This window comes from Flavobacterium azizsancarii, assembly GCF_027980145.1.
Classification (GTDB): Bacteria; Bacteroidota; Bacteroidia; order Flavobacteriales; family Flavobacteriaceae; genus Flavobacterium; species Flavobacterium azizsancarii.
On record NZ_JAMZNK010000025.1, the window covers coordinates 62242 to 79681 of the forward strand.

Genomic DNA, 17440 nt, shown 5'->3' on the forward strand with positions numbered 1-17440 from the left:
TTTTTTAATGTATTGAAGACAAAAATATAAAAAAATAAATAGCATCAACATAAAGTTTAAAAAATGCTAGAATTTTATGATATTGTTTTTATTTATGGAAAGAAAAATGTCAATAATTCTACCCTATCAAAAGTGACTTTCATATCTTTTATTAGAAACATTATCTCAAAAAAGACATAATTACTCCTCACTTATACAAAGAAAACGCCAGAAACGCGCTTAAATTGCGTTTTACTTGTTTTTTAAGACATAAATGTGCGATGAATACTCTTTTGTACTGCTCGCTTTTAAATTTGATTTTAAACCAACAAAAAAAGCACTGATGTAATTCATTTTTCCGGTTTTGTATTTTTCAGATAATAAGCTCACATAAAAAGAATCAAATTTCATGGGAAGTACTTTTTCCAACTTCATATCTACTTTTTCAAAAAGCGATTGAATGGCTTTTTTAGAGAAATGCCAAAAATGAATTGGCACATCAAAAGCTGCCCAAAATTCATTATAATATTTTGCGTCGTAAGATTTGAAATTTGGAACCGCAACAATTAATGTTCCAGTTGGTTTTAATAAACGCTTCAATTCCTGAATTTGTAATTCTAAATTTGGGACGTGTTCTAAAACATGCCACATTGTAATCACATCAAAAGAATTATTTTGAAGATCACCAATTTCGTTCACAAAAGAAATTCCTTTTTGTATTGCAATATTTTTTGCTCTTTCACTAGGTTCTACTCCAACAGTTTCCCAACCATCAATTTTTGCTGTCAATAGAAAATCACCTGTTCCGGCACCAATGTCTAAAATTCTTCCTTTTTTAGATTGCTCGTCATTTATTAAATCCAGTTTATTTTTTAAAGCTATATTTTTTACAAAGTGATAGGCTTTTTCAAATAACGAACGTTTGTTATCCGTGTGCGAAATATAATCTTCGCTTTCGTAATATCTTCCCAAATTTTGCAAATCAGGTTGCGGAGATGTAATCAACATATCTAAAGCTTCGTCATGATACAATTCGAAAATTTCTTTAGATACAGAATGGTCTTTTACAGTAAGAAAATGTTTTTTGTTTAAAACGTCCATTTTTTAATTATAGGGGATTTTGGTTTAATTTCATAGCAAACCCTAAAAGCAGAATTTCTGTTTTTAGGGTCTCTTTTAATCTTTAATATTTATTTTTAACGCTTCCAATTTATTTTGACAGCAGATATTTTTTCGTTTTCAATTCTCGTTTCTTTACAAACCATAAAATCATTTTTTATATAAAACAATAACGGAGATTTATATGCTTTCTTATTTTGTTTGATGTCATTTTCATGATCAACAACCCATCCGTTTAAATTGTCGTTATTCTTTTTTAATGCTTCGATCAACAACCGCCCCTTGCCTTTTCCGTGAAGTTGACTATCAATAATTATTGCAAACCAATTTTCATTATCTCTTAAAAAAGCAAATGCCCAACCTTTAATTTTATTTTGATCATCAATAAGCAAATGATGCTTTGCATTCGATAATCCATCTAAATACAAATTAAAATCATTGACTAACTCATATTTCAATTTCTCAGGATATTCATTATTCCAAAGTTGCATTAAGGAATTCTTTTGTTCTAATGACAAAACTTCTTCTTGAATAATTCTCATAATTATAAATTACAGTCTTTTGTTTATCTTTTGTCATTCCTAACCAAGAGGACACGAGCGTTATCGAACTGCCGAAGTAATTTTCACTGCAAGATCTACAAATATTAATTCTTTAGATTATGGAGTTACTCACGTAGACTCCTCGTTCCTCGTAATTACAAACTATCTCAAAATCTTAATCTAACATATTAAAATTACTATTCTTTTTAAATTTTTCTCAAACTTGTTTCACGTGGAACAATTAAAAACAATCACCACATCTAATTTCAGATATATGAATTAAAAAATAGTTTCACGTGGAACATTTAAGTAAACAGTCTCAGTGAACAGTCTCAGTGAACAGTCTCAGTGAACAGTCTCAGTGAACAGTCTCAGTGAACAGTCTCAGTAAACAGTCTCAGTAAACAGTATTAGTAAAACAGTCTCAGTAAAACAGTCTCAGTAAACAATCTCAGTAAACAGTCTTAGTAAACAGTCTTAGTAAACAGTCTTAGTAAACAGTCTCAGTAAACAGTCTCAGTAGACAGTCTCAGTTTTCAGTATCCAGCATTAACTGATAACTGAAAACTGAGACTGAAAACTTTTTACCTTCCCATATAAATCAACAAAACCGAAATATCACTTGGTGACACTCCGCTTATTCTTGAAGCTTGAGAAATTGTCACAGGACGAATCTTGCTTAATTTTTGTTTTGCTTCAATCGACATTGATTTAATTTTATTATAATCAAAACTTTCAGGAATTTTCACATCTTCTAAACGAGTTAGCTTATCAGCGTTATTTCTTTCCTTTTCGATATAACCAGAATATTTGACCTGGATTTCGGCTTGTTCCAAAATTTCCTGATCAACATCATTGGCTTCTATATATTCCTTTACTTTTTCAAATTTCATCATATCCTCTAAATCTATTTGAGGACGTGAGAAAACTTTAAACATTTTATCACCTTGCGTTATTGGAGCTGTTTCTTTAGCTTCTAAAATTGGATTTGTTTCTGCAACCGAAACGCTTGTCTCTTTAAAGAAAGCCACCATCTTTTCAGATTCGTTTAATTTCTTTTCCATTCGACGTAAACGAGCTTCTGAAGCCAAACCTATTTCATGTGACATTGGAGTTAATCTGAAATCGGCATTATCCTGACGCAACAATGTTCTATACTCTGCTCTTGATGTAAACATACGATACGGTTCTTCCGTTCCTTTCGTAATCAAGTCGTCAATCAAAACTCCAATATAAGCTTCGTCACGTTTTAAAATCAACGGTGCTTTTTCATGTACTTTTAAATGTGCATTTATTCCGGCCATCAATCCTTGCGAAGCTGCTTCTTCATATCCTGTTGTTCCGTTGATTTGTCCGGCAAAATATAAACCTTCAACTAACTTTGTTTCCAAAGTATGTTTCAATTGTGTTGGCGGAAAATAATCATATTCGATTGCATAACCCGGACGAAAGAATTTCACCTTCTCAAATCCAACAACTGAACGCAACGCTTTAAACTGAATATCCTCCGGAAGTGAAGTAGAAAATCCGTTTACATAAACCTCACAAGTATTCCAGCCTTCCGGCTCAACAAATAATTGATGACGCTCTTTATCAGCAAAACGATTTATCTTATCTTCTATCGAAGGGCAATATCTCGGGCCAAGGCTTTTGATTCTTCCGTTGAACATTGGAGAACGATCAAAACCTTCTCTCAAAATATCATGAACATCCAATGAAGTGTATGTCATGTGGCAAGATCTCTGATGCGTCAACGGAGACGTCAAATCAGAATAAGAAAACTTATCCGGTTTTGCATCTCCCTTTTCTTCGTTCATTTTAGAATAATCCAAAGAACGTCCATCAACTCGTGGTGGCGTTCCAGTTTTCATTCTTCCAGATTCAAATCCTACTTTTACTAAATCTTCGGTAATTCCTGTCGCGGCACTTTCACCAGCTCTTCCTCCTCCGAATTGTTTTTCTCCAATATGAATCAAACCATTCAAAAAAGTTCCGTTTGTCAACACAACAGATTTAGATCTGATCTCCACTCCCAACGAAGTTTTGATTCCTTTTATTTTTCCGTCCTCAATAATCAAACCTTTCACCATCTCTTGGTAGAAATCCAAATTTGGAGTTCCCTCCAACATCATTCTCCATTCTTCAGCAAAACGCATTCGATCACTTTGAACTCTTGGAGACCACATTGCCGGTCCCTTTGATTTATTCAACATCTTAAATTGAATTGCAGTTCTATCAGAAACAATTCCTGAGTATCCTCCAAGCGCATCAATCTCGCGCACGATTTGTCCTTTTGCAATTCCACCCATCGCTGGATTACAAGACATCTGTGCAATGTTCTGCAGGCTCATGGTAACCAACAAAGTTTTTGATCCTAAATTTGCGGCCGCTGCCGCGGCTTCAGATCCGGCATGACCCGCACCAACTACAATAACATCGTATTCTTCTAAAAACATTTTGTTTTATTATTCTCCGGAAACCGTTTAAGGCGATTCTCAGAATTATCATTACATTCATTTTTGTTCCACGTGGAACGGCGCACTTGCACCAACAATCACTTTTTCAAATTTCAAATTCCAATCTTAAAATCCGAAATCTCATATCAAAACACATATACTGTTTCACGTGGAACAGAATTCAATATCAAGTCCTAACTTCAATCTTTCTCAAATCTGTTCCACGTGGAACAGATTAAATTAAGTACAACCCAAAATTTCAAACTAAACTTTTTAAGTTTTTCTTCATGTTCCACGTGAAACATTCTTCACTTTTCGAATATCACTTTTAATATTTATGTTCCACGTGAAACAATATTAATATATAAAATCAAATTCTTTAGTCGAAATTTTCGCTAAACGTTCCACGTGAAACATTCGTTTTTTAAAATACAGAACCAAACTTTATGTTTCACGTGAAACAATTGGAATTTGGAATTAGTGAATTTTGGTATTTAATACCCTACTATTCCACGTGAAACATAGCGATCTTTTCATCTTCTTTAGAACGCATAAGTTCAGCGTCAGCGTCACTTTTATCTTTATATCCACAGTAATGTAATATACCATGAGCAAGAACACGTTTCAATTCTTCTTCAAAAGAAACATTAAAATCTTTTGCATTGTCTTCTACTCTTTCAACAGAAACAAATATATCTCCGTTCAGTTCATTACCAACTGTATAATCAAAGCTGATAATATCTGTTAGTGTATCGTGGTTTAGATATTCTACATTTATCTTGTGAAGATAATCATCATCACAAAAAACATAATTTATCTCTCCTTCGTTTTTACTTTCAGAAACTATTACAGCGCTTAACCAATCTGCAAAGGCTTGTTCGTTCTCTAAAGTAAATTCGGTTTCGTAATTAAAATTGATCATTTTGTATTAAAATATTCTTGAACCTTTTGATTAAAATTCGAGCGCAAAGGTAGTGATTGTCTGTTTAATATCTCTACACTGTTTAAATAATCCAATAACGAAGTTGGTAACGCATTCGTTCTATTAGAAAATTCTGCTTTATTAGTTTCCGATTGTCGTTTAGTATCTTGCCCTTGCTGCTGAACGGCATTGTTCAATTTTAATAATTCCTGTTGAATATTTAGTATACGTTGTAAGTTTTCATTCTTAAAACCTTTATTCAAAAGTTGCTTTTCCGAAGCTTTCATTTGATCAATTACAGATCTACCCTGAGAATCTAAACCTTGTTTTGCTAACTCCTTTTGTAACGCTTCACGAAGTTTGACTTGCTCTTTATATATTTCCATGATAGCTTCGGCATCTCCTTCTCCATCATTTCCGTCTTTTCCATCATTTCCTTTTTCACCGTTTTTACTTCCCTGACCATTTTTACCATCTCCGTTTTTTCCTTTGCCGTCTTTTCCCTGACCTTGCTTTCCTTCACCGGATTTTCCTTGTTGGCCTTCTCCTGGTTTATCGCCGGGTTTGTCTCCTTGTTTGTCCCCAGGCTTATCACCAGATTTCATTCCTTCTTTCATCTTGTCAGCCAAACCTTTTTGTTTTTGAATAATATCCGGCAATTGCATTCCTTGTCCATCTCCCGGTTTTGGTTTTCCTGCTCCTGGTTTAGACATTGACATTTGCATGTTGTTTAATAAATCACTTAAAAAATCAGCTAATTTATTGGCAGATGAAACCGCATACTGTTGATGCGAAACTCCTTTAGGAACCTGAACATCGCTTAAACTTTCAATCGCTTTATCTACATTATACTGTACATTTCCAATTTCCTTCGTTACATCTTCGGCCACTTTTGGGTTACGTAAAGACAATGCAAACAAACTATCATCGACATGTTTAAACTGTTGTTTCAAATTCTGCTGTACTTTTATGTTCTTAGTATAAGCTGAAGATCCCAACTTCATAGATTTAAATTGTTTCATTACATCTTCTTCCGATAAAGAAAATGCTAAAAGATTATCCAGAACCTGACGAAGCATTGCTACATCTTCTTCCAGTTGTTCTTGTTCTCCACCCTCCATACTTGAATCCATTTGCTCCGCCATACTCTTCATTTTTTTGGCTGCACTTTTCTGTTTTGGCTTAGCCGAAGAGGAATTCTTTTTACTCAACTCTTCAGAAGCTTTCTTCAAATCTTCCCTAACATCTTTCTCTTTTGAAGCATCAGAAGGAATATCTAAAGGAGCTTTCAATGTTTTGTTTTCCTCTTTCAGATCTTTTAAATCTTCCTGAATTTTATCAAAAGCTTTATTGATATCCTCTTGTTTATCCTGCGTATTTTCTTTGTCTTTATTAGAAAGCTGTTCTTGTTGGTCTGCTAACTTTTTTAATTTATCAGCAACTTGTTCTGCTTTTTTAGAAACATAAAAAAGTTTTGTTAATTCAACTAACTGTTCCAGATTACGAGATTGGTTCTTGCTGATCTGTTTGAATTTTTCCATCTTATCGAACAAATCTTCACTATTCAATTTATCGTTTAAGTTCTTCAATTCGTCCATTAACTTCTGATTCTTTTCTAAATCTTTCTCGGCATTGTCTAAACGCTTTTGCAAATCATCAGCAGTTTTGTCTTTCTTCTCAGACTGAAACTTGTCCAAATTCTTATTCATTTTCTCAGCAAATTGTTTCATCAATTCGTCTTGTTGTTTCTGACGTTTGATAAAATCATTTACTTTCTGCTGGTCTTTGAACTCTAAATTATCTTTCTCTTTTCCGGCTTTCTGAATCTTATCCATTTCAGAAAATTGCTTATTTTGATTCTTCAAAGACTTTTCTAAACTATTAATATTTTCATTTTGCTGTTGCAATTCCATGTCATGAATTTCATCTGTTGTCGAAACACGATCAGAAAAAACAGAAGACCTTGTACTCTTAAATCCATGAGGCGCATCGTTATCAAAAACTTCAAAATAGTATTCATAAGATACTCCTTCCTGAACTGCAAGATTACTTGGAAAATTAAAAACAAACTGATCAAATACTCCGGACTTAACCGGTATTGTTCCACGCTTGGCAGTACTTGGTTTATTGCGTTCGTAGTAAACCACCTGAAGTTTAGACAAACCATAGTCATCTCCTAACCTACCCAAAACATAATTTTTATCGAGCTTTAAACTGTCCGGTGCAGGACTAACTGTGATAGTTGGATGCTGATCTTTGATCACTGAAAGCTGATAATCTAGTTTTTCGTAGTTTTTGACCTTATTATTTGAGGTAAGAATTTGATATTCTGTATTTTGACTGATATTTTTAGCCAATTTAAACTCGTTTTCGGCTTTATTAAACTTAAAAATCGAATTATCGTCTTTCCATACAATTTCCTGAGTCGATTGTGTATTCATTTTCCAGGTAACCAAAGTTCCTTCCGGTACAATTGCATTTCCTGTTCCCTGAATAATTTCTGATTTCTTTTTTAGATAAGATGGAAAATTCAACACCATTTCGAAGTTGGCAATTGATGGAACTGTAATTACTTTCAACTCATATTCTTCTGATAAAACTGAATTTCCCTCAAAAGAAAATTCAACATTCGATACTGGTTTTTCAATTTTGAATTCAAACTTTCCTGGCTGCGATGATTCCATAAAATAACTTTCGTTACCAATATGAATCATTACATTCTCTGGAACTACATTTCCAACAGATTCCATTTTGACAACAAAATCTTTGTTTTGTTCTGTTTGTAAATTTGAGTTTAGAACAACAAATTTAAAAGGAGCCGGTGGTAAAAAAGTAGCATTAAAATGTACTACTCTATTTAAACTTTGAGAAATAACATTGCTGTTTCCAGAAATATAAAACACGGCAAAAAGCAAAATTGGAATAATTGCTAATGGCAAATACTTCTTATTGTTTTTAAAATTGATAGCATTCCCAAACGGAATTGGCTGCAATGAATTTGCTTTTTGCTCTATCGAAGCTAACATCAACTCTGAACTTTCTGTTGAATTCTCAGACGCTGACAATTGCAAAAAGTTAGTCAACTTATCACTTACTTCTGTAAAATGGTTTCCAATAATAGTGGAGGCCTGATTATAATCAATCCCTTTTTGAAGTTTGAACAACTTGAAAATTGGGAATAATATAAATCGAAACAAAAGGAAAACCTCTACTCCTATAAATATCCAAAACAACAATGTTCTTCCTAATGGTTTTAGCCAAAGAAAATACTCAATAAAAAGCGTAAAAAGAAAATACAATAATCCAAAACCAATAAAAAGAAGTCCTCCTTTTATCAATTCATTCGTATAATATTTCTTTATAAATGCTTCTAGCTTTTGATATATCGCAGATGTTGTTTTCAAGTTGAATCTCTTTTATTTATAACCCATAAAAGTAGTAATTTTAATTAGATAATTATCAATGAGAAAATTAGTCAATTAAGCTATAAGCAAGGCATTATCTAATTAAAACTCATTTTCTAATTCTCTAATTAGAATCGTATCTTTGCATCAAAATTTAAACAAATGTCAAAGCAAGTTCGTGTGCGTTTTGCACCAAGTCCAACAGGAGCATTACATATTGGTGGTGTTCGTACTGCCCTATTTAATTATTTATTTGCCAAAAAAAACAATGGTGTTTTTTATTTAAGAGTTGAAGATACTGATCAAACCCGTTTTGTTCCCGGTGCCGAAGCTTATATTATGGAAGCATTAGAATGGTTGGGAATTGCTCCTGATGAAACTGTTGGAAAGAATGAAAAATTTGGTCCATACAGACAAAGCGAGCGCAAAGATATATACAAAGAATATGCAAATACATTGATCAATTCTGGTTGGGCATATTATGCTTTTGATACTCCGGAAACATTAAGTAAGTTAAGAAAAGAACAAGAAGCTGAAAAAAAGACATTTATTTACAATCATACTATTCGTGAAAAGTTAGATACTTCTCTGGTAATTTCTGCTGAAGAAGTCAATAGAAGAATTGCAAATGGAGAACATTATGTAATCCGTTTTAAAACTCCGGTTGATGAAACGTTACATTTAAAAGATATTATTCGTGGTGATGTAAAATTCGAAACCAATTTACTTGATGATAAAGTACTATTCAAAAGTGACGGAATGCCAACATACCATTTAGCTAATATTGTTGATGATCATTTGATGGAAACTTCACATGTAATTCGTGGTGAAGAATGGTTGCCATCAATGCCACTTCACATTTTACTATACAGAGCTTTTGGTTGGGATGCTCCTGAATTTGCACATTTACCTTTGATTTTAAAACCAGATGGAAAAGGAAAATTATCAAAAAGAGATGGAGAAATAGGTGGATTTCCCGTATTCCCTTTAGATTGGAAAGAACTTAAAGGATTCAAGGGCGACGGTTATTTACCAGAAGCATTAATAAATTTCCTTTCTCAGATTGGTTGGAATGATGGAACAGAAAAAGAATATTTTTCATTAGAGGAACTATGTAATATTTTCGATTTAAACAGAGTTCATAAAGCTGGAGCAAGATTTGATATTGATAAGGCCAAATCTGTAAATCACCATTATTTATCAAACAAAAGTGATTTATTTTTGGCAGATATTTTTGAGCCTGTTTTACATTCAAAAGGCATAACATTCAATAGAGAAGTTACAATAAAAATAATGTCATTAATTAAAGATCGCCTGGTTCTGGCAACTGATATTTGGGATTTGACTGATTTCTTTTTCCAGGCGCCAACATCATATGATGAAAAAGCAAGCAAAAACTGGAAGGAAGAAACGCCGGCATTAATGCAGGAATTGATTTCGACTCTTGAATATATCGATGGTTTTGATTCAGCAAATATCGAAGCAATCGTAAAAGACTGGTTGACTAAAAATGAAATAGGAATGGGTAAAGTTATGCAGCCTTTTCGTTTGAGTTTGGTTGGAGCTCTTAAAGGTCCTCACCTATTTGACATTGTTGAAATCATAGGAAAAGAAGAAACTATTTCGAGAATACAGAAAGCAATTGCAACACTATAATTTATCACCATTAAAAGATTAAGAAAAATTAAGGCAAGCTTTATGAACTTAATATCTTAATGGTAAAATAATTTCAGCGCTAAGAAACATTGATAATATGTTCTTAGCGTTTTTTTTACGCTTAAAAAATTGAATTTGGCAGATTATTCGTAATTTACCAGATCATAAAAACTAAATCAATATCATTATGAATCCAGTACTTATTATCTTTTTAGTTATTGCGCTCTTTATTTTCATGTCGTCATTCTTTACAGTAAAACAACAAAGTTCGGTTGTTATCGAAAGATTTGGAAAATTCCATAGCGTGAGAAATTCAGGTTTACAATTAAAAATTCCTGTAGTTGACAGATTGGCCGGACGTGTGAATCTTAAAATTCAACAGTTAGATGTTATCATCGAAACCAAAACCAAAGACAACGTTTTTATCAAAATGAAAGTTTCGGTACAGTTCAAAGTTATTCAGGAAAAAGTATACGATGCTTTTTATAAACTGGAATATCCACACGATCAGATTACCGCTTATGTTTTTGATGTTGTTCGTGCCGAAGTTCCTAAATTAAAATTGGATGATGTTTTTGAAAGAAAAGACGATATCGCAATTGCCGTAAAAAGAGAATTAAATGAAGCAATGACTACTTATGGTTATGATATTATCAACACTTTGGTAACCGATATTGATCCGGATATTCAGGTAAAAAATGCCATGAACAGAATCAACGCTGCTGACAGAGAAAAAACGGCTGCTGAATTTGAAGCTGAAAGTTCAAGAATCAGAATCGTTGCAAAAGCAAAAGCTGAAGCTGAAAGTAAACGTTTACAAGGTCAAGGTATTGCAGATCAACGTCGTGAAATTGCAAGAGGTTTAGTAGAAAGTGTTGAAGTTTTGAACAGTGTTGGAATCAATTCCCAAGAAGCTTCAGCATTAATTGTAGTTACACAACATTATGACACATTGCAGGCAATTGGTGCAGATGCAAATTCTAACCTAATCTTGTTACCAAACTCTCCTCAAGCCGGAAGTGATATGTTAAACAATATGGTTGCATCGTTCTCAGCATCAAACCAAGTTGGTGAAATGATGAAGAAAAACAATAAAAAATTAGCGAAACCAAAACCTATTGAACCACAACATGGTTATGAAGATGACATCGAACCAGAAACAAAATAAATTATAAAAACAAAAAAGAGGCTTATTTGCCTCTTTTTTTATTGATAAACCAATTGATTACAAAAGGTAAAATGGATTGTAAAATCTGTGGATAAGATTTTGTAAAGTATTCTTTATAAGAAGAAAAAACTCCACCAACAATACTTTGAGGTGTTATAGATTCTTTCGTTTTCTGAAAACTTAAAACTAGTTTTTGGTAATTAATATCTTTTTCGAGTTTCAAAATTTCCAAATCTCTTTCTATTGCCGCGTATGATGAGTATTTTTTAGTTTCCATAATTAATCATTAAAAAATATTTCTGAAAATTTTCCCAATATCGGACCTTCAACAAATTTATCTTTCAAGAAGAAAAGTAAAATTGTAAAGATTAAATAGATCCCTCCTACTGCTAAAAAGCCAAGTGCATTACTTTCGAATAAAGCTCCAAAAGCATATGCTGCAGCAAAAGATCCGAATATCATCACCATACTAAAGCACAATAAAATCAAAGTAAACTTTAAAATTAAAGTCGCTGATTTCATGGTCACTTTAAAAACCCAAAGTTTATAATAAGCCAAATGACTATCAAGATAAACTTTAGCCTGATCTTGAATTTTTTCAGTATTTTCTTTTAATTCTTCAAAAGCCATAATTGTAATTTTAATTAAAAAAAGAAGCACAAAACTCATGATCTAATAATTGCAATATCGATTATCTTTTAAAATAATCTAAACAATCATAAAAAACATTTTAAGCTTTGTGCTTCCTGGATTATTATTTTTGAAGTTTAGCGTTTTGAGCTTTCAAATCAGCTAATTTAGTTTCTAAAAAGCTAATTACTTCTTCAGTTTTGTAACTCATATTCGAAAGTAGCTCACCATATGTTCCATCAAGATTTTCTTTTGCATGTGCGAACTTTTCACGCAATACTTCAGAACTTGCAGAAAGTGAATCTTTCAAATTATGTTTCGCATCATCTAAACCTTCCTTCAGCTTAGCGCGAGTTTTTGATCCTTTTTCCGGAGCAAATAAAATTCCGAACGCTGCTCCTACTGCAGCACCAGCTAAAATTGCCGCAACTGTATTTACATTTTTTGACATAACATTAAAATTTAAATGATTACTAAAGGTAGTCTTTTTTTGAATTACAAATTATTGGTTCATTGTAATTTAATAAAAATTAACACTAAATTTAATACACATAAGCTACAGCTTCATATTTACCATCACCTTTTTCAACAATACTAACAAACGGGTATCCGTTTGAAGCAGACTGTGTTTTGATTCTCATTGCAGTCTGGTTTTTATTAGCAATTGGCGGTTCTCCTTTTGTTTTTGTCGAAACCCCAGAAAAATTAGCTACTTGTTTTAAACCTATTGTCTTGTCCTGAGATAAAACTGTTACAAATTTATAATCAGATTTAGAATCTACTATAACTTTATCAGATACATTTTGAGTTTGATTCGATTTTTTATTTGTAATTTTTGAAACAGCATATTTGCTAATTTTATGTTCTTCAGCACTTCCATTCAAAGAATAATAAACCAGATCATTGTCAAGTTTTATAAAATTAACATCAAGTTGTTCACCATTATGTTTTGTAATTTGATGTGTTTGAGAAATTGCAATATTTGCAAATAAAATCGATAGCGTAAAAAATAGAATTTTCATAATATTAAAATTTAAGGATTAAAATTGTTAATGTCAAACAAAAGACAAAATTTCAAATAACCCATAAAATTAATTTCATGAAATTTTTAAATTATGAAATACATTCTGAAAAATACTTTTACGCTATAAGTATTATCAAAGTACAATCACAATTACAATTGACCATAAAATCAATCTTTAGAATTCAGATTTAGAATTGACTCTAAAACCAAAAATCATTCATTTTTGAATTTTAGAAAACTCAGATTCGATTCTCAAGTGAAATTCGAAATTTGACACTTTAGATTTGACCTTTGGATAAAAATAACAACTTTATAAACAATTGTATGTTAACAACCCGTTAAACTAAGAAAAATGAGGTTTAAAACTCAAATAAAGCTCGATTATCAATAATAAATCAAAAGAGGATTAATGACATGAAAGAAATAAAAAAACACTTTAAAATCAATTTATAGAAGCCGATTTTAATTAATTAAATCTATTAAAATAATATTAATAATAGTTTTATCCAATAATAAACAAAAAGATAAAATATTAAATATCCAATCAATTAAATTGATAATTTAAAATAAGATAAATTTTAGAATATTAAAAGGCAAAAGTAAAAATCAAGAAATAAATTGAAAAATAATTTACATTCAACGTTATAAACAATTCTGTGTTAACAACCCAAAAAACTATACAAAACAGGACTTAAAACTAAAATAAAACCTCCAGTTTAATGATTTTTCATGAGAGGATTAACGAGGTCAAAGATTTTTAAAACTACCTTAAAATTAATTTATGAAGGTTACTTTTGATCTAAAAAATTTATATATTTTATATTTTCAATAGAAAAACTATATAATAAGAAAAGCGCTTATAAAAAGCGCTTTTCAATAGATTCTAGTGATGTTATTTTTTAACCATCTCGGCAAGAATTTCATTTTCTCGCTCCGAAGCATTTTTTGGTGGATTTGAATATAATTTCAAAATTTCGTCTTCAAACTGATTTCTTAAATTTAAATCTTCAATATCTCTTAAATTCAAAAGTGCTTTAGATCGAACATAAGTCGATTCACTTCTAAGTGACATGGTATATAATTTTTTAATATCGTCTTCTTCAAAATCTGTAGATTTCCAGTTAGAATATTTCAAAATAAATTGAGCAAATAACAATGAACCTTTATTATTGTTAATATTCTTCTTTAATGAATTTTGTAATAAAGAAAAACTAGAAACATTTTTGATACTCTCGCCTATTGCACTTTCAATTGCAATACGTTCCGGTTTAGTTTCAACTTTAAAATATTTATTAATGTCTTTTAAAGAATTATTAATGCTGTTTTCTTCTTTTTTACCTTTTTCTTCCCAGGCGTCTTTTAGTCCAACAGTTTTGTTAAATACTAATTTTGAAGCAGTTGAATCTTTATCAACAGTAAAATAACCCAAACGTTGAAACTGAAATTTATCTTCATTTTGAGCTGTTGCTAAACTTGGTTCGACAAATCCAGTAATTACTTCTAATGAATTTGGATTTACAAAATCTAAGAAATTTTTGTCTTTATAACTGTCCGGTGCTTCATCTGTAAACAAACGATCATACATACGAACTTCTACTTCAATAGCATGAGAAATAGAAACCCAATGCAATGTTCCTGATACTTTTCTTTGGCTTGCTTCTGTCCCACTTCCACTCAAAGAATCAGTATCATAAGTTACGTGAATCTCTGTAATATTCCCTTCAGAATCTTTTATAACACTTTCTCCTTTAATGATATAAGCATTTTTAAGACGTACTTCTTTACCTAAAGTCAAACGGAAAAACTTAGCCGGAGCTTCTTCAAGAAAGTCTTCTCTTTCTATATATAATTCACGAGAAAAAGGTACTTTTCTGAAACCTGCATTTTCATCTTCCTGATTATTTTCGGCTTCTAACCACTCCTCTTTTCCTTCAGGATAATTTGTAATAACCAATTTTACAGGATCTAAAACTGCCATTACACGAGGTGCAATTTTGTTTAAATCTTCACGAATACAAAACTCTAAAACTGATACACTGATCAAATTATCTCGTTTTGCAATTCCGGTTGTATTGGCAAAATTACGCAATGAAGCAGCTGTATAACCACGTCTTCTTAATCCTGAAATTGTAGACATTCTAGGATCATCCCAACCGTTAACATGCTTTTCTTTAACTAGTTGCTGTAATTTTCTTTTACTAACAACGGTATGTGATAAGTTACGTCTTGCAAATTCTCTTTGCTTTGGACGTAGTTTATTTTCTTCTAAAATCTGGTCTAAAAACCAATCGTATAATTCGCGGTGTGGCAAAAATTCAAGTGTACAGAATGAATGTGAAATTCCTTCTAAATAATCACTTTGTCCATGTGCCCAATCATACATTGGATAAATTTTCCAACTATCTCCGGTTCTATGATGTTCTTTGTGTAAAATCCTGTACATGATAGGATCACGCATCAACATATTAGTCGATTTCATGTCTATTTTTGCACGAAGAATATGAGTTCCAGCTTCAAATTCACCGTTTTTCATTCTTTCGAATAAACCTAAATTCTCTTCAACAGAACGATTTCTATACGGACTATCTGTTCCAATTGTAGATGGAGTTCCTTTTTGAATGGCCATATCTTCAGAAGACTGACTATCAACATATGCTTTATCTTTTTTAATTAATAAAACTGCCCAATCATACAATTGTTGAAAATAATCTGAAGCATAACGTTCTTCTGACCAGGTATAACCTAACCATTCAACATCTTTTTTAATGGCGTCTACAAATTCCTGTTCTTCTTTTTCAGGGTTTGTATCATCAAAACGTAAATTCACAGGAGATTGATAATCAATTCCTAAACCAAAATTTAATGCAATAGAACTTGCATGACCAATATGTAAATAACCATTTGGTTCTGGTGGAAAACGAAAATGAAGCTTGCTTTGCGAAAGACCTGATTTAAGATCTTCTTCTATGATTTGTTCAATAAAATTGAGTGATTTTTCTTCTGATGCCATTATTTTATAGTAATTTTAGCAAAGATAAAAAAAAGGTTTCAGGTTTCAGGTTTAAAGTTACTTAACTGGCGTTAAACCTGAAACTTTAAACTTGAAACTAAATTTATTACTATTTTTGCATAAATATTGAAAGTTATGAGACAATTAACTGTTACAATTCCAGACGATTTCTACGAAACTTTTGTTAGTTTTTTTAAACATATTCCAGATGTTTCTATCGACGAAAATACTGCGAATGAAGTTCCGTTATGGCAGCAAGAAATGGTTTTAGAACGCATGAAAAATGCTAAACCAGAAGATTATATTGATGCTGATGTTGCTTTAGAAAATTTAAAAAATAAATATGGTTTTTAAAGTTTTAATAGTAAAAAGAGCCGATTTAGAAATTGAAGAGGCTCTTCAATACTATGAAAATATTAGAAAAGGTTTGGGAGAAAAATTTCTTTTAGATTACAAAGACCATTTGAAAACGCTTTACAAATTTCCTCTTTTTGAGGAAAAATACAATGTTGTTCGTACTTTACCCTTAAAGAAATTTCCTTACACTATTCACTTTACAGTTAATGAATTAGAAAAAATTGTTTCTATTCAAGCCGTAACTTGCAACTATCAAGATCCGAATATTACAAGAATAAAATTATAAAAATGGGAGTTATTAAACTAAAAAACATTCGTACTTTTTCCTACCACGGATGCATGATTGAAGAAGGAAAAATTGGATCTGACTATACAGTTGATCTGAAAATTAAAACCAATTTGCAAAAATCAGCTGACACAGATCATCTTGCAGACACGGTTGATTATGTACATTTGAACAAAATTGTGACGGAAGAAATGGCAATTCGTTCGCATTTATTAGAGCATGTTGCCAAAAGAATCAATATTCGCGTACTTGCTGAAATAAAAACTGCAGAAAAAACTACCGTTTGGGTTTCTAAAATAAATCCTCCTATTGGTGGTGATGTTGAATCAGTTACTATAAAAATGACGGAAGTTAGAAAGTAATTCTTTCAAATAAAATATTTATTTTTTAAAATACTTCATTTTAAACTTTTGAAATTTAAAGATTTTAGTTACTTTTGCCATCCGTTCAACTACGGCGTCGTGGCCGAGCGGCTAGGCTGGGCTCTGCAAAAGCTCCTACTCCGGTTCGAATCCGGACGATGCCTCAAAAAGAGATACAGAAATGTATCTCTTTTTTTATGCTTAATTTTTAGAAAAAATTAGATTAAAGATTACGTTCGAATCCGGAAGATAAACCAAAAACATCAAAGAAATGTATCTCTTTTTTTATGTTTAATTTTTAGAAAAAATTAGATTAAAGATTATGTTCGAATCCGGAAGATGCTCCAAAAACCTCAAAGAAATGTATCGCTTTTTTTATGCTTAATTTTTAGAAAAAATTAGATTAAAGGTTATTAGATATTCCGACGAAAGTACCCCACGATTCCGCGACAATGGTCGCCACTTATTCCGACGCAAAGTACGCCAGTCAAATCGTCCTTTATCATCACTTAGTAAAGATGATAT

The 17440-nt window shown here is 31.6% G+C and carries 15 protein-coding genes and 1 tRNA gene; 6 read left to right on the forward strand and 10 right to left on the reverse strand.

Annotated features, from left to right (window positions below; all coding sequences use genetic code 11):
- Nucleotides 1-231: 231 nt before the first annotated feature.
- The 5 genes from NJT12_RS15030 to NJT12_RS15050 all read right to left on the reverse strand — a co-directional run bounded on the left by NJT12_RS15030 (nt 232) and on the right by NJT12_RS15050 (nt 8422).
- Nucleotides 232-1080 carry a class I SAM-dependent methyltransferase gene (locus NJT12_RS15030; RefSeq protein WP_271336730.1) on the reverse strand — a complete coding sequence of 283 codons (849 nt, stop codon included), beginning with the start codon at nt 1078-1080 and terminating at the stop codon, nt 232-234.
- Nucleotides 1081-1175: 95 nt separating this feature from the next.
- A complete protein-coding gene (locus NJT12_RS15035; protein WP_271336731.1) occupies nt 1176-1640 on the reverse strand; it encodes a GNAT family N-acetyltransferase in 465 nt (154 codons plus the stop codon).
- 584 nt (nt 1641-2224) lie between these two features.
- Complete coding sequence (gene mnmG, locus NJT12_RS15040; protein WP_271336732.1) at nt 2225-4096, reverse strand: tRNA uridine-5-carboxymethylaminomethyl(34) synthesis enzyme MnmG; 1872 nt, start codon at nt 4094-4096, stop codon at nt 2225-2227.
- 505 nt (nt 4097-4601) lie between these two features.
- Entirely contained in the window at nt 4602-5018 is a 417-nt protein-coding gene (gene ybeY / locus NJT12_RS15045) for an rRNA maturation RNase YbeY (RefSeq protein ID WP_271336733.1), read from the reverse strand.
- Nucleotides 5015-8422, reverse strand: coding sequence for a DUF4175 family protein (locus NJT12_RS15050; protein ID WP_271336734.1), 3408 nt, complete (start codon nt 8420-8422; stop codon nt 5015-5017). The genes ybeY and NJT12_RS15050 overlap by 4 nt, the downstream gene beginning before the upstream one ends.
- A 162-nt stretch (nt 8423-8584) precedes the next feature.
- On the opposite strand from NJT12_RS15050, the gene gltX reads away from it, so the two are divergent.
- Entirely contained in the window at nt 8585-10078 is a 1494-nt protein-coding gene (gene gltX, locus NJT12_RS15055) for a glutamate--tRNA ligase (protein ID WP_271336735.1), read from the forward strand.
- Between the two features lie 187 nt (nt 10079-10265).
- A complete protein-coding gene (locus NJT12_RS15060; RefSeq protein ID WP_271336736.1) occupies nt 10266-11246 on the forward strand; it encodes an SPFH domain-containing protein in 981 nt (326 codons plus the stop codon).
- Between the two features lie 22 nt (nt 11247-11268).
- On the opposite strand, the gene NJT12_RS15065 is transcribed toward NJT12_RS15060, so the two are convergent.
- The 5 genes from NJT12_RS15065 to NJT12_RS15085 form a co-directional block, all read right to left on the reverse strand.
- Complete coding sequence (locus NJT12_RS15065) at nt 11269-11523, reverse strand: DUF6327 family protein (protein WP_271336737.1); 255 nt, start codon at nt 11521-11523, stop codon at nt 11269-11271.
- A 2-nt stretch (nt 11524-11525) separates the two neighbouring features.
- Nucleotides 11526-11876 (reverse strand): competence protein, encoded by a 351-nt coding sequence (locus NJT12_RS15070; protein ID WP_271336738.1) that lies wholly within the window; start codon nt 11874-11876, stop codon nt 11526-11528.
- A 124-nt stretch (nt 11877-12000) separates the two neighbouring features.
- Nucleotides 12001-12327, reverse strand: coding sequence for a YtxH domain-containing protein (locus tag NJT12_RS15075; protein ID WP_271336739.1), 327 nt, complete (start codon nt 12325-12327; stop codon nt 12001-12003).
- Nucleotides 12328-12418: 91 nt separating this feature from the next.
- Nucleotides 12419-12898: a hypothetical protein gene (locus NJT12_RS15080; protein WP_271336740.1), complete on the reverse strand. Its 480-nt coding sequence runs from the start codon at nt 12896-12898 to the stop codon at nt 12419-12421.
- A gap of 894 nt (nt 12899-13792) precedes the next feature.
- Nucleotides 13793-15910: a glutamine--tRNA ligase/YqeY domain fusion protein gene (locus NJT12_RS15085; protein ID WP_271336742.1), complete on the reverse strand. Its 2118-nt coding sequence runs from the start codon at nt 15908-15910 to the stop codon at nt 13793-13795.
- A gap of 135 nt (nt 15911-16045) precedes the next feature.
- Between NJT12_RS15085 and NJT12_RS15090 the strand changes: the two genes are divergently transcribed.
- From NJT12_RS15090 to NJT12_RS15105, 4 genes are all read left to right on the forward strand, one after another.
- Nucleotides 16046-16264, forward strand: a complete 219-nt coding sequence (locus NJT12_RS15090; protein WP_271336743.1) for a hypothetical protein — start codon at nt 16046-16048, stop codon at nt 16262-16264.
- Nucleotides 16254-16553, forward strand: a complete 300-nt coding sequence (locus tag NJT12_RS15095) for a hypothetical protein (RefSeq protein ID WP_271336744.1) — start codon at nt 16254-16256, stop codon at nt 16551-16553. The genes NJT12_RS15090 and NJT12_RS15095 overlap by 11 nt, the downstream gene beginning before the upstream one ends.
- A 2-nt stretch (nt 16554-16555) precedes the next feature.
- Nucleotides 16556-16915 (forward strand): dihydroneopterin aldolase, encoded by a 360-nt coding sequence (gene folB / locus NJT12_RS15100; protein ID WP_271336745.1) that lies wholly within the window; start codon nt 16556-16558, stop codon nt 16913-16915.
- Between the two features lie 93 nt (nt 16916-17008).
- Nucleotides 17009-17079: transfer RNA gene (locus NJT12_RS15105), tRNA-Cys, on the forward strand.
- Nucleotides 17080-17440 lie beyond the last annotated feature (361 nt).